A 13,649-nucleotide genomic window follows, 5' to 3' on the forward strand; every position below is an offset into this window, starting at 1 on the left:
GGCGGCGGCGCGGGGCGGCGGCGGCGGCGCGGGGCGGCGGCGGCGGCGCGGGGCGGCGGCGGCGCGGGGCGGCGGCGGCGCGGGGCGGCGGCGGCGCGGGGGCGGCGGCGGCGCGGCACGCGCGGGGGGCGCGGGCGCGGGCGGCGCGGCGGCGGCGCGCGGCGGCGCGGCCGGCGGGGGCGCGCCGGCGGGGCGCAGCGTGGGCGACGACGACGTGCGCCGGGGGATCGTCGACGGCGCCGAACGGCGTGGCCGGCGCAGACGGCGCGGGCAGCGAAGACCGGCGGGCGGCGCAGCGCGGGCGATTGGCGCGGCGTGGGCGCCATCTGCGCTGAGGGGTGGGTGACGAGAAGGTCCACAGAGGACCTTCTCGTCACCCACCCCCATCAATGCGCCAACTCGAACAGTGCGAACGTGATCGATGGGCATCGCTGCTGCCGAGACCGACCACGATCGCCCGTCGCGCAAACCTCGACGCGCGCCTGGCGCGGCAGTGGCGCGTGGCGTGGCACGACGAGGGTCGGCGTGCTCGATCGGCGCGACGAGACGAGGGGCGCGGCTTTGCGGCGCGGTGAGGGCGGCGCGACCCGGCGAGGGCGCGGCGAGGCGGCGCGGCACGCGCAAGGGGTGCGGCGCAGGCGGCGCGGGGGCGGCGCGGGGCGGCGGCGGCGCGGCACGCGCGGGGGGGCGCGGGCGCCGCGAGGCGGCGGCGCGGCGAGGCGGCGCGACCCGGCGAGGGCGTGGCGAGGCGGCGCGGCACGCGCAGGGGGCGCGGCGCAGGCGGCGCGGGGGCGGCGCGGGGCGGCGGCGGCGCGGCACGCGCGGGGGGCGCGGGCGGCGCGAGGCGGCGGCGCGGCGAGGCGGCGCGGCGAGGACGGGCGCGAGCGGCGCGGCGCGGGCGGCGCGGCTCGGCGGCGCGGTGAGGGCGCCGCGGCTCGGCGGCGTGGCTCGGCGGCGTGGCGGCGCGGCTCGGCGGCGCGGCTCGGCGGCGCGGCGCGGCTGCGCGGCGCGGCTGCGCGGCGTGGCGGCGCAGCTCGGCGGCGCGGCTCGGCGGCGCGGCGCGGCTGCGCGGCTCGGCGGCGCGGCGTGGCGGCGCGGCTCGGCGGCGCGGCGTGGCGGCGCGGCTCGGCGGCGTGGCGGCGCGGCGGCGCGGCTCGGCGGCGCGGCGGCGCGGCGGCGCCGCGGCGCGGCGGCGGCCGGTGTGCGGCCCCCGGTGGCACGCGCGTGCCGCACTAGGCGGCTTCGGCGAGGCCCTCCAGTAGGAGCGGTTCGAGTTCGTCGAGGGCGAGGCGGATGGCGCCGAGCAGTGGGCCGCGTTCGGCGAGTGGGGAGGCCTCCAGGCGGGGTGGGCGGCGGACCATTCGCTGCAGGCGGTCGCGGAGCGGGGCGAGCAGGACCTCGCCCGCCCGGGCGACGCCGCCGCCGATCACGACAACCTCGGGGTTGACGAGCTGGGCGGTGGTGACAATGCCGTGGCCGGCCCAGCGCTCGGCACGCTCGACGATCGCCAGCGCTTTGCGGTCGCCCGCGCCCGCGGCCGCGAAGACCGCCTCGGGCGCCTGGCCGGAGAGCTCGCGCACGAGTTGGCCGATGCCGCGGGCGCCGTGCTCCTCCTCGAACGCGCCGAGAAACGCCAGCTCGCCCGCCGCGCCCTCGTGGCCGCGCATCAGCGAGCCGCCGACCATGATCCCCGCGCCGATCCGCTCACCCGCGAGCACGCAGACGACATCCTCCAACCCGACGGCCGCGCCGCACCAGCGCTCGGCGAGCACGGCCAGGTTGCAGTCGTTCTCGATCACGACCGGGCAGGCGAGGTCGATCGCGCCCGCGAGGTCGAAGTCGTCGTCGAACACGCTCGAGAAGAGGACGGTGCCGCGCGTGCGGTCCATCGCGCCGGTGCAGCCGACGCAGGCGAAGAGCAGGTTGTCGACGCCCAGCGCGGCCACCTCGCTCCGGATCACCGGCAGCCGGTCCTCCCCGTCGAACTCTCGCACCCGCTCGACGACCACCCGCCCGAGCAGGTCGGCGACGGCGCAGCGCACCTTCACCTCGCCGATGTCGACCCCGAGCACGAAGCCCGCGTCGGCGCGGAACGCCAGCGACCGCGCCGGCCGGCCGCGCGCGCCCTCGACCGCGGCGACCTCCGACAGCCAGCCGAGCGCGACGAGCTCATCGGCGACGGCATCCACGGTGGGCCGCGAGAGCTCGGTGGCTGCCACCAGCTCGGTGACGCGCAGCGGCCCCGAGGCGCGCAGTGCGTCGAGCACGCGCTGGGCGTTCATGCGGCGGAGCAGTCGCGTCGTGGCCATCGCGGCGAAAGCATATTTCATAAACCACTCTTGACAAATCGATGACGCGGCGCAACTCTATTCGCAAGGTCATTTCGTAAATGACCTAGGAGAACTGTCCTCAGAGGAGAGGGGGAGCACGTGGCGAGCGTCACGTTCGATCGCGTCTCGAAGGTCTACGACAACGGCTTCAAGGCCGTGGACGACCTGGATCTCGAGATCCGCGACGGCGAGTTCATGGTCCTGGTCGGTCCATCCGGCTGTGGGAAGACGACGGCCCTGCGAATGCTCGCGGGCCTCGAGGAGATCTCGGACGGCGAGCTGGTGATCGACAACACCGTCGTCAACGAGGTCGCGCCGCAGAAGCGCGACATCGCGATGGTCTTCCAGAACTACGCGCTGTACCCGCACCTGACGGTCTACGACAACATGGCGTACGGCCTGAAGATCCAGAAGCTCTCCAAGGCCGAGATCAAGCAGCGCGTCCACGAGATCGCGAAGGTGATCGGGCTCGAGGACCTGCTCGAACGCAAGCCCAAGGCGCTCTCCGGCGGCCAGCGCCAGCGGGTGGCGATGGGCCGGGCGATCGTGCGCCGCCCGAAGGTCTTCCTGATGGACGAGCCGCTGTCGAACCTCGACGCCAAGCTGCGCGTCCAGATGCGCTCCGAGGTCGCGCGCATCCAGCACGAGCTGCAGGCCACGACCGTCTACGTCACCCACGACCAGGTCGAGGCGATGACGATGGGCGACCGCGTGGCGCTGATGCGGCGCGGCGTGCTGCAACAGGTCGATACGCCGATGAACCTCTACGACAACCCCGCGAACCTCTTCGTGGCGAGCTTCATCGGCTCCCCCGCGATGAACCTCTTCGAGGCGACCGTGGACCGCCGCAACGGCCACCTCGTGGCGACGATCGGCGACCAGTTCCTGCGTCTCCCGCAGCGCCGCGAGCTCGACGCGCTCGCCGGCCGCAAGCTCGCCCTCGGCATCCGCCCGGAGCACCTCGAGGACGCGACGGTGGCCACCGGCGCGCCGCCCGAGCTGCGCCTGAAGGCCGCGGTCCGCGGCGTCGAGGCGCTCGGGGCCGAGCTGATCGCCCACCTCGAGGTCACCGGCCGCGCCGTCCTGACCGACGAGGTCAAGGAGATCGCCGCCGACCTCGACGCGACCCTGGTGGCCGAGCTCGAGCAGGAGAGCGCGGACGCGACGCTGCCGCTGGTCGGCCGCTTCGACGTCGCCAGCCGCGCGCGCACGGGCGGCACGGTCGAGGTCGTGGTCGACACCGACAAGGTCCACTACTTCGACCTCGACACCGGCGCCGCGATCGGGCGGAGCTGACATGGCCGTCGCCATCGACCGCCCGGCGACGGCCAGGCCCAAGGCGAAGCGGCGCGGACGCCGGATCACCGCCGAGACCCGCACGGCGATGCTGTTCCTGGCGCCGAGCTTCATCGGCTTCCTGGTCTTCTACGCCGTCCCCGCGGTGCGGGGCTTCTACCTCAGCTTCACCGATTTCGACCTGCTCAAGAACTCGGGCAGCTGGATCGGGCTGGACAACTACCGGGGGCTGCTGTCGGACGCGCTGTTCTGGAACGCCCTCTGGATCACGCTCAAGTACGTCGTCATCAACATCAGCATCCAGACGACGCTCGCGCTCGCGATCGCCGTGCTGATGCACCGCTTGACCCAGTCGGTCGTCGTGCGCAGCGTGATGCTGATCCCGTGGCTGGTGCCCAACGCGGTGCTCGCGCTGCTGTGGATGTGGATGCTCGACCCGAACCTCGGCATCGTCAACCACTGGCTCAACGCGATCGGCATCGACAGCCAGGGCTTCCTCGGCTCCGAGTCGCAGGTGATCCCGACGATCGCCGGGATCAACATCTGGAAGAACATGGGCTACACCGCGCTGCTGCTGTTCGGCGGCCTGGTGATGATCCCCAAGAGCTTCTACGAGGCCGCGTCGCTGGACGGCGCGTCCGAGTGGCGGATGTTCCGCACGATCACGCTGCCGCTGCTGCGGCCGGTGCTCGCGCTCGTGCTGGTCGTGACCGTGATCGGGTCCTTCCAGGTGTTCGACACGATCCAGATCGCCACCGCCGGCATCGGCGGCGGCAACCCCGGCGGACCCGGCAACTCCAGCCGCGTCCTCTACATGTACATCTTCCAGCAGGCCTTCGAGTTCAACGCGCTCGGCTACGCCTCCGCGCTCGCCGTCGCGCTGATCATGCTGCTGGTCATCGTCGCCGCCATCCAGATGCGCATGCTGCGCGCGGGGGAGTCGGATCTCGCATGAGCACCGCCGTTCGAATCCGCGCGAAGAAGCGCACGAACTGGGGCCGCATCGCGGCCTGGGGCGCGATGGGCCTGCTGCTCTTCGTCAGCCTCTTCCCGTTCTTCTGGATGATCCGCACGGCGCTCTCCACGAACGCCGACCTGGTCACGGGCTCGCAGTCGCTCGTGCCGGACAACCCGACGCTGCTCAACGTCCGCCAGGCGCTCGGACTGGCATCGACGGACGAGCTGACCAAGGCCGGGACGCTGACATCGGCCGACGTGAACTTCTTCACCGCCCTGCGCAACAGCGTGATCGTCTGCACGCTGATCACCGTCGGCCAGGTCACGTTCTGCTCGATGGCCGCCTACGCCTTCGCGCGTCTGAAGTTCCCCGGCCGCGACAAGCTGTTCTTCCTGTTCCTGACGGCGATGATGATCCCGCCGATCTTCACGCTGATCCCGAACTTCGTGCTGATCAAGAACCTCGGCTGGCTGAACACGTTCCCGGGGATCGTCGCGCCGTTCTTCCTGATGACACCGTTCGCGGTGTTCTTCCTGCGCCAGTTCTTCCTCGGGATCTCCAAGGAGGTCGAGGAGGCGGCGCTGCTCGACGGCGCCGGGCGCTGGAAGATCTTCCGCCAGCTGATCCTGCCGATGTCGGCGGCGCCGCTGGCGACGCTCGCGGTGCTGACCTACATCACCGCCTGGCACGAGTACATGTGGCCGCTGGTCGCGGGTGACTCGGCGAACGTGCGGGTGCTCACCGTGGCGCTCAACGCGTTCAAGTCGTCGACGCCGACCACGGCCCCGCCGTGGGCGCCGTTGATGGCGGCCACGTTCCTGGCCTCGCTGCCGCTCATCGTGCTCTTCATCGCGATGGCGAAGCGCATGGTCGACGCGATCGGCTTCTCGGGGATCAAGTGATGAAGCGACTCACCGCAGTCATCCCGCTCGCGCTCGTCGCCGCGGCGTGCGGCGGCTCGAGCCAGCCCACCCGCACCGCGGACGGCAGGACCCTCGTCCGCTACCAGCTCTGGGACACCAACCAGAAGCCCGTCTACCAGAAGTGCGCGGACAAGTTCGAGCAACAGAACCCCGACATCAAGATCCAGATCGAGAACAAGAACTGGGGCGACTACTGGTCCGGGCTCGCGCGCGGGTTCATCGCCGACACCGCCCCGGACGTCTTCACCGACCATCTCGGCAAGTACCCGCAGTTCGCGCAGAGCGAGGTGATCGAGCCGGTCAGCACCCGCGCGGTCGACATGAACCAGTACCTGCCCGGGCTGGCGAGGCTGTGGAAGAGCCCGAACGGCAAGCAGTACGGCTACCCCAAGGACTGGGACACCGTCGCGCTGATCGTCAACGAGGACATGCTCGCGAAAGCGGGCGTCACCAGGCAGCAGCTCGACACCGCGACCTGGAACCCGGACGACGGCGGCAGCTTCGAGCAGATCGTCGCCAAGCTCACGGTCGACGGCAAGGGGCGGCGCGGAGACCAGCCCGGCTTCGACCCCTCAGACGTGAAGGTCTACGGGCTCGCGTTCGACCCGGGCGGCCTGACCTACGGCCAGACCACGTGGGCGGGCTTCGCCGCCAGCCTCGGCTTCAAGCTCAACGACAAGAACCCGTGGGGCTCGAAGTACAACTACGACTCGCCGGCGTTCGCCAAGACGTTCACCTGGTGGCGCGACATGATCCACAAGGGCTACATGCCCTCGCTGGAGCAGGCGCGCACGCTCGGCCAGTCGGCGGCGTTCCAGAGCGGCCGCGCCGCGCTGGCGATCGACGGCGACTGGACGATCGGGACCTACTCCGGGACGAAGGGCATCAAGGTCGGCTACGCGCCGCAGCCCGCCGGCCCGAAGGGCTCGTGGAGCATGTACAACGGCCTCGCCGACGCGATCTGGGTCGGCTCCAAGGTCAAGCCGCAGGCGACCAAGTGGGTGCAGTTCATGGCCTCGACCGCCTGCCAGAGCATCGTCGGCTCGGAAGCCGTCGTGTTCCCGGCGATCAAGTCCGAGATCCCGAAGGCCGTCGCCAAGCACGACAAGGACGGGATCGATGTCAGCGCGTTCACGTCCTACATCAAGTCCGGCAACACGGTGCTCTACCCGATCACCGACAAGGCGCCGCAGATCAACCTGATCGTGCAGCCGACGCTCGAGGAGTTCCTCAACGGCAACGAGGACGCCACGACCGTCTTCAAGAAGATGAACGACCAGGTCAACAACCAGCTGAAGTTCGCCCAGTGATGCTCGCCGTCCTCGCCCACTTCACGCCGGTCACCGCGTTGATCGCGTCGCGCAGCCAGGACGCGTTCACCCGCGCGCACGGCCGCGCGGCGCTGCGCTTCCAGCTCTCGCTGGCGCTCTACCTGGCCGCGATCGTCGGAGTCATGCACCTGCTGGACGGCAGCATCGTCGCCGTCCAGTTCGTCCCGTTCCTGCTGTTCCTGAACCTCGTCCTGGTCCTCAACGCGGTGCTGTTCGCGATCGTCGCGATCCACCGCGCCGCGACCGGGCAGACGTTCACGTACCCCCTGACCATCGGAAGGATCTGATGCCGAAGATCGCCTTCATCGGAGCCGGATCGGCCGTCTTCACCCGCAACCTCGTCGGCGACGTCCTCAGCCTGCCGGCGCTGCGCGACACCGCCGAGTTCGCGCTGATGGACATCGACGCCGAGCGGCTGGACACGGCCGACCTCATCACCCGCCGCCTGATCGACGCCCACGGCGCCCGCGCCACCGTCTCGGCGACCACCGACCGTCGCAGCGCCCTCGACGGCGCCGACTACGTCGTCACGTCGTTCCAGATCGGCGGCTACAAGCCGTCGACGGTGGTCGACTTCGAGGTGCCCAAGCGCTACGGGCTGCGCCAGACGATCGCCGACACGCTCGGCGTCGGCGGGATCATGCGCGGCCTGCGCACGATCCCGGTGCTGCTCGACGTCTGCCGCGACCTCGAGGAGCTCTCGCCGGACGCGCTGCTGCTCAACTACGTCAACCCGATGGCGATGCTGTGCTGGGCGGCCGCGGAGGCGTCGTCGATCCGCACGGTCGGGCTCTGCCACTCCGTGCAGGGGACGACCGCCGAGCTGGCCCGCGACCTCGGAATCCCCGCGGGCGAGATCGACCAACTCGCCGCCGGCATCAACCACATGGCGTTCTTCCTGCGCTTCGAGCACGAGGGCGAGGACCTCTATCCCGCGCTGCGCGAGGTCGATCCGCCGCCGTGGAACCGGGTCCGCTACGAGGTGCTCAAGCACTTCGGCTACTTCGTGACCGAGTCCTCGGAGCACTTCTCCGAGTACGTCCCGTGGTTCATCAAGGACGGCCGTCCCGACCTGCTCGAGCGCTTCAACGTGCCGCTGGACGAGTACCCGCGCCGCTGCGAGCGCCAGATCGCCGAGTGGGAGTCGATCCGCGGCGTGCTCGAGGTGTCCACGGAGCAGTCGCACGAGTACGGCGCGCACATCATCAACGCGTGTGAGACGGGCGAGCCGTACGCGTTCAACGGCAACGTCCCGAACCGCGGCCTGATCGACAACCTGCCCGCGGACTGCTGCGTGGAGGTGCCCTGCGTCGCATCGGCGGACGGGATCACGCCACAGCGCGTCGGAACGCTGCCGCGCCAACTCGCCGCGCTGATGCAGACCAACGTGAACGTGCAGGGTTTGACCGTGGAGGCCGCGCTGACGGGTCGCCGCGAGGCGATCCACCAGGCCGCGATGCTCGATCCGCATACCGCGGCCGAACTCTCGCTGGACGAGATCGCATCTTTGGTGGACGATCTGCTCGAGGCGCACCATGAGCACCGGGCAGCCACGTGAAGACGCCAAGATCGCCTTCGACCGCGAACGGCGTCGGCGTGCGCTGTCGCGGCTGGCCTCGCGGATGCGTTTCGAGGCCGACGACGTCTCGCACATGCTCCCGTTCGAGGAGGTCGTCTCCGCGCTGGGCGCGACCAGCCGCGCCTCGCTCGGCGAGCAGGTGATCCCGCTCGACCAGATCGTCGGGACCGTCGACCGCCGGAGCGGCGACTTCGACCGCCGCTTCCGGCCCTCCCCCAGCACCCGCGGGCGCTGGGAGCGGATCGCGGAGGCGCGCAAGCGCGGCGAGGCGATGCCGCCGATCGACGTCTTCCAGATCGGCGACCTCTACTTCGTCCAGGACGGGCACCACCGCGTCTCCGTGGCGCGCGCGATGGGCGACAAGGACATCAACGCCAACGTCGTCCAGGTACGCACCAAGCTCGGCGGCGCCGACAGCTCGCTGCAGAAGAGCGACCTGCCGCTGAAGGCCCACGAGCGCGTCTTCCACGAGCGCGTCCCGCTGCCGGCGGCGGCGCGCGACCGGATCCAGCTCTCCGACGAGTGGCGCTACGCCCAGCTCGCGAACCTCGTCGAGGGCTGGGGCTACCGGGTGTCGCTGGAGCGCGAGCGACTGCTGCCGCGCGCGGAGATGGCGCTGCTGTGGTTCCGCGAGGAGTACGAGCCGATGGTCGAGATGCTGCGCGAGGCCGGCCTCGGCGGCGGCGGGACCGAGACCGAGCGCTACCTGCGGGTCGTGATGCTGCGGTTCCTGCTGCTGCAGCGTTGGGACTGGACGGAGGACCTCGCCGAGCGGCTCTCGGACGAGGTCTCGCACCCGAGCAAGGCCGCCGAGGCCGACACCATGACCCACCAGATCATCAAGGAGATGCGCGACTAGTCAGCAGGACCCGCAGGCGGTCGAGCAGCGCCGCCTCGGTGAAGGGCTTGTCGATGATCTCGCCGGTCAGCTCGACCACGGGCTGGGCGTAGCCGGACATGAACAGCACGCGGAGGCTCGGGCGCGCGGCGGTGAGGCGTTCGGCGACCTCCTTGCCGAGCATCTCGGGCATCACGACGTCGGTCAGGAGCACGTCGATGTCCCCCGGATGCTCGTCGGCGAGCTTGAGCGCGTCCGCGCCGCGGGTGGCGGAGAGCACCTCGTAGCCGTTCTCGTCGAGGATCCGCCGGGTGACCTCGAGCAGCGCGGGCTCGTCCTCGACGACGAGGATCGTCTCGCCGCCGCCGCGCGTGGGCGGCGCGGCGGCGTCGTCCGACACGCCCGGCACGGGCGCGTCCGTGGTCGGCAGCAGGATCGTGAACGTCGTCCCGAGCCCGGGCTCGGAGTAGATCTGCACGCTGCCGCCGGCCTGGGCGACGATCCCGTGCACGGTGGCCAGCCCGAGGCCGGTGCCGTCGCCGCTGGACTTCGTCGTGAAGAACGGCTCGAAGGCGCGGGCGGCGGTCTCCCGGTCCATGCCGATCCCGCTGTCGGAGACGCGCAGGCGCACGTAGCGCCCGGGCTCGAGGCTGGGGCGCGCGCTCAAGTAGGCGGCGTCGGCCTCGACGTTCTCGGTGTCGAGCGTGAGGATGCCGCCGTCGGGCATCGCGTCGCGGGCGTTGACGGCGAGGTTGAGGAGGATCTGCTCGAGCTGGCCGTGGTCGGCCATGATCGGCCAGAGGTCGGGGGCGAGCGACGTCTTGAGCATCACGTGCTCGCCGATCGTGCGGCGCAGCAGCTCCTCCATCTCCAGCACGACCCCGGTCAGGTCGAGCACGCGCGGGCGGACCACCTCGCGGCGGGCGAACGAGAGGAGCTGGCGCGTCAGCCGCGTCGCCCGCTCTCCCGCCTTGCGGATCTCCGCGCTGTCGTGCTGGTCGCGCGTGCCCGGCTCCGCGCGGCGCTCGATGAACTTGGCGTAGCCGAGGATCACCGCCAGCAGGTTGTTGAAGTCGTGGGCGACGCCGCCCGCGAGCTGGCCGAGACTCTCGAGCCGCTGCGACTGCTGGAGCTGCAGGCGCAGGCGCTCGGCGTCGGTGACGTCCTCGGCGATCACGACGCTCGCCTCGGCGCCGCGGAAGTCGATCGCGTGCGAGGCGACGTTGACCTCGATCGGGACGCCGTCCTTGCGCAGGTGGTCGCCCGGCCCGCGTTCGATGTCATCGACGGTCAGCGCGAGGAACTCCTGTCGCGTGTAGCCATAGCTGGCCACCGCGGCGTCGTTGACCTCGACGATCCGGCGTGTGTCCACCTCGTTGACCCACATCGGCAGCGGGCTGCCCTCGAACAGGACGCGGTAGGCCGCCTGCTCTCTGATGAGCTCTTGGCCCAGCTCGTTCAGCCGGCGCGCGAGGCCGGCGACCTCGCGCGGGCCATCGACCGGAAGCATGCGCGGCACGCCCGCGGCGGCCGCGGCGTCGATCTCGTGGCCGATCCGCGCCAGTGGGCGCGCGACCCGCCGGTGCACGACCCAGGTCGCGAGGCCGAACAGCAGCAGGCCGGCGAGGACGATCGTGAGCTCGCGCCGGTTGAGCTGGCGGGTCGCGGCGAGCGCCTGCGCGCGGTCGGCGCCCGCCCGCACCCGCCAATTGACGCCCGGAACGGTCGCCTGGGCGTACAGCCGCGTCCTGCCGTCCACGTCCTTCTCGGACCGCGTGTAGGGCTTGCCGATCCAGCGCGCCGGGTCGATCGACCGGGTGAGCACCTGCTTGCCCGTGGCGTCGATGAGGACGAACTCGAGCCCGCGCGGGCCGCCGTAGCTGCGTCCCAGGCTCTGGCCGACCGCGTCGAGGTTGAACGAGGCGATGACGAAGCCATGGCCGGGCACGGGCGCGGTCGCCAACACGACCTGCTTGCCGGTGCGCGCGTCCGAGACGGGAGCGCGCAGCAGCGGCCGCCCGGCCGCGGCGAGCCAGTCGGCGTCCTGGTAGCCGCCGGCCCCTTTCATCGACGAGCACGCGACCGATCCGTCCTCCCGCACGAGGTCGAGGTGGCCGGTCGTGTACGCGTCGGTCCCGCCGAAGGTCAGCCCGCAGTCGCCGGGGTTCTCGAACGCCTTCCCGACGCCGGGGTTGGCCGCGGCGTTGCCGACGGTCTGCTGGAGCACCTTGATGCCGTCGCCGATCTCGCGCGCGGCGAGCCGGGCGCCGAAACGGGCGTCGGCCTGTGCCGCCTCGCGCGCATCGTCACCCGCTTGGACGCGCCCGTAGACGACCGCTGCTCCGGCGGCCGCCACGAACAGCACCGCGAGGCCGGCGAGATACGCGCGCAGCGGCACGTTCGGATGTTGGCACCACGGAACTCGCCGCGCGCCGGTATTTGCCACGAGGTCCGCGTGCGGACAGGATCATCGATTAGGGTCCGGCGCCGTGCAGAACGTGCACGCGATGCGTCCCGAGGTGCGGGCGGACTACGAGGCCGCGCGCGCGGTCGCGCACGGCGACATGGCCTTCGAGGTGCGCTTCGAGCGCTTCTTCACCGAGCTGCGGGACCCGCTCTGCGCGCTCTACGGCGACGATCCGCGGTTCGCCGACGCGTGGGAGCGGTTGCTGCGCGCCGTCGCGGCGACGGCGGCCGCGAGGTCGGACGAGCTGCGCGTGCTCGACCACGAGCGCGAGATCACGCCCGACTGGCTCCAGCGCGAGCAGGCGGTCGGGTATGTGACCTACGTCGACCGGTTCGCGGGCACGGTGCGCGGCGTGCGGGACAAGCTCCCCTACCTGCGCGAGCTCGGCGTGACGTACCTGCACCTGATGCCGCTGCTGCACGCCCGGCCCGCGCCCAACGACGGCGGCTACGCGGTCATCGACTACGCGGCGGTCGACCCCGCTCTGGGGACGATGGACGACCTGCGCGCCCTGGCGGACGACCTCCGCGCCGAGGGGATGGCGCTGTGCGTGGACGTGGTGCTCAACCACACCGCGGCCGAGCACCCGTGGACGCGCGAGCATCCCGACTACTACCGGACGTTCCCGGACCGCGTCGAGCCCGACCTGTACGAGCGCACGCTGCCCGACGTCTTCCCGGACACCGCCCCGGGGAGCTTCACGCAGGTCTCCGACCGCTGGGTGTGGACGACGTTCAACGCGTACCAGTGGGACCTCGACTACACGAACCCCGACGTGTTCGTGGCGATGACGTCGGCGATGCTCGGCCTCGCCGCGGTGGGCGTGGACGTGCTGCGGCTCGACGCCGCGCCGTTCCTGTGGAAGCGGGTGGGGACCAACTGCCAGAACCAGCCGGAGGTCCACGAGCTGCTGCAGGCGTTCCGGGCGGCGCTGCGGATCGCCGCGCCGGCGGTCGCCTTCAAGGCCGAGGCGATCGTCGCGCCGCGCGACCTCGTCCCCTATCTGGGGACCGGGCGCCATGAGGGCAAGGAGTGCGACCTCGCCTACCACAACGTCCTGATGGTGCTGCTCTGGAGCGCTCTGGCCTCCGGGCGGGTGGCGCTGATGACGAGCACGCTGAAGGCGATGCCACCGGTCCCGCCGGGCGCCGGCTGGCTGACGTACGTGCGCTGCCATGACGACATCGGGTGGGCGATCACGCCTGAGGACGCCGGCCGCGTCGGCGAGGACGCGTACCTGCACCGGCGCTTCCTCGCCGACTTCTACGCGGGCGACTTCCCGGGCACGTTCGCGCGCGGCGCGCGCTTCCAGCCCGACCCGCGCACGGGCGAGGCGCGGACCAGCGGGACGTGCGCGTCGCTGGCGGGGCTGGAGTCGGCGCCCGACCCGTACGCGACCGAGCTCGCGGTGCGGCGAATCCTGCTCCTGTACGCGGTCGCCTTCGCGCACGGCGGCCTGCCGCTGATCTACATGGGCGACGAGTTGGGGCTGCTGAACGACCCCGCCGGCGCCGCGGACCCCGACAGCCGCTGGATGCACCGCCCGTTCATGGATTGGCAGGCGGCCGAGCGCCGCCACGATCCCGCGTCGGTCGAGGGCCGGTTGTGGGCGGGGTTGCGGCGGTTGGTCGCCGCGCGCCGCTCCACCCGCGCGATCCACGTCCAAGGCGTGGTCGAGCCGCTGTTCACGGGCAACGACCACGTCTTCGGCCTCTGCCGCCGGCAGGCGGGCGAGGCGCTGCTGGTCGTGGCGAACTTCACGGCCGATCCGCAGCCGATGTCACTCGACGTCGTGCGCTCACGCGGCTTCGACCTCACCGGCGCCGCCGAGGTCGACGGCCGCGACCTCGATGTCTCCCACGACTTCGTCGTCCTCGCGCCCTACCAGCACCTCTGGTTCGGGGAATGACGGGCCGCGGCGCGCCGT

At 71.7% G+C, this 13,649-nt stretch carries 11 protein-coding genes and 1 pseudogene; 10 read left to right on the forward strand and 2 right to left on the reverse strand.

Annotation, left to right across the window (positions count from 1 at the left end; genetic code table 11):
- Positions 1-335: pseudogene (locus G569_RS64690) on the forward strand (hypothetical protein); the annotation flags it as partial.
- A gap of 621 nt (positions 336-956) precedes the next feature.
- A complete protein-coding gene (locus tag G569_RS50915) occupies positions 957-1,262 on the forward strand; it encodes a hypothetical protein (protein ID WP_053226867.1) in 306 nt (101 codons plus the stop codon).
- Here G569_RS50915 and G569_RS0123380 read toward each other — a convergent pair.
- Entirely contained in the window at positions 1,233-2,309 is a 1,077-nt protein-coding gene (locus G569_RS0123380) for an ROK family transcriptional regulator (RefSeq protein WP_028065218.1), read from the reverse strand. The genes G569_RS50915 and G569_RS0123380 overlap by 30 nt on opposite strands.
- 120 nt (positions 2,310-2,429) lie before the next feature.
- On the opposite strand from G569_RS0123380, the gene G569_RS0123385 reads away from it, so the two are divergent.
- The 7 genes from G569_RS0123385 to G569_RS50920 are packed head-to-tail and all read left to right on the forward strand — an operon-like array spanning position 2,430 to position 9,276.
- On the forward strand, positions 2,430-3,626 hold the full coding sequence (locus G569_RS0123385; RefSeq protein WP_028065219.1) for an ABC transporter ATP-binding protein: 1,197 nt from the start codon (positions 2,430-2,432) through the stop codon (positions 3,624-3,626).
- Position 3,627: 1 nt separating this feature from the next.
- Positions 3,628-4,581 (forward strand): carbohydrate ABC transporter permease, encoded by a 954-nt coding sequence (locus G569_RS0123390; protein WP_053226868.1) that lies wholly within the window; start codon positions 3,628-3,630, stop codon positions 4,579-4,581.
- Positions 4,578-5,486 carry a carbohydrate ABC transporter permease gene (locus tag G569_RS0123395; protein WP_028065221.1) on the forward strand — a complete coding sequence of 303 codons (909 nt, stop codon included), beginning with the start codon at positions 4,578-4,580 and terminating at the stop codon, positions 5,484-5,486. Before G569_RS0123390 ends, G569_RS0123395 begins: the two co-directional genes overlap by 4 nt.
- Entirely contained in the window at positions 5,486-6,817 is a 1,332-nt protein-coding gene (locus tag G569_RS0123400; RefSeq protein WP_037498592.1) for an ABC transporter substrate-binding protein, read from the forward strand. The genes G569_RS0123395 and G569_RS0123400 overlap by 1 nt, the downstream gene beginning before the upstream one ends.
- Positions 6,817-7,125: a magnetosome magnetite crystal formation protein family gene (locus G569_RS0123405; RefSeq protein WP_028065223.1), complete on the forward strand. Its 309-nt coding sequence runs from the start codon at positions 6,817-6,819 to the stop codon at positions 7,123-7,125. The genes G569_RS0123400 and G569_RS0123405 overlap by 1 nt, the downstream gene beginning before the upstream one ends.
- A complete protein-coding gene (locus tag G569_RS0123410) occupies positions 7,125-8,396 on the forward strand; it encodes an alpha-glucosidase/alpha-galactosidase (protein WP_028065224.1) in 1,272 nt (423 codons plus the stop codon). The genes G569_RS0123405 and G569_RS0123410 overlap by 1 nt, the downstream gene beginning before the upstream one ends.
- Positions 8,374-9,276, forward strand: a complete 903-nt coding sequence (locus G569_RS50920) for a hypothetical protein (protein WP_064750432.1) — start codon at positions 8,374-8,376, stop codon at positions 9,274-9,276. Before G569_RS0123410 ends, G569_RS50920 begins: the two co-directional genes overlap by 23 nt.
- Here the strand turns inward: G569_RS50920 and G569_RS58725 are convergent.
- Entirely contained in the window at positions 9,257-11,653 is a 2,397-nt protein-coding gene (locus G569_RS58725) for an ATP-binding protein (protein WP_053226869.1), read from the reverse strand. The genes G569_RS50920 and G569_RS58725 overlap by 20 nt on opposite strands.
- A gap of 91 nt (positions 11,654-11,744) precedes the next feature.
- Here G569_RS58725 and G569_RS50930 point away from each other — a divergent pair, with 91 nt between their 5' ends.
- Positions 11,745-13,631, forward strand: a complete 1,887-nt coding sequence (locus tag G569_RS50930) for an amylosucrase (RefSeq protein ID WP_053226870.1) — start codon at positions 11,745-11,747, stop codon at positions 13,629-13,631.
- Positions 13,632-13,649: the final 18 nt, after the last annotated feature.

This window comes from Solirubrobacter soli DSM 22325 (assembly GCF_000423665.1).
GTDB classification, from domain to species: domain Bacteria; phylum Actinomycetota; class Thermoleophilia; order Solirubrobacterales; family Solirubrobacteraceae; genus Solirubrobacter; species Solirubrobacter soli.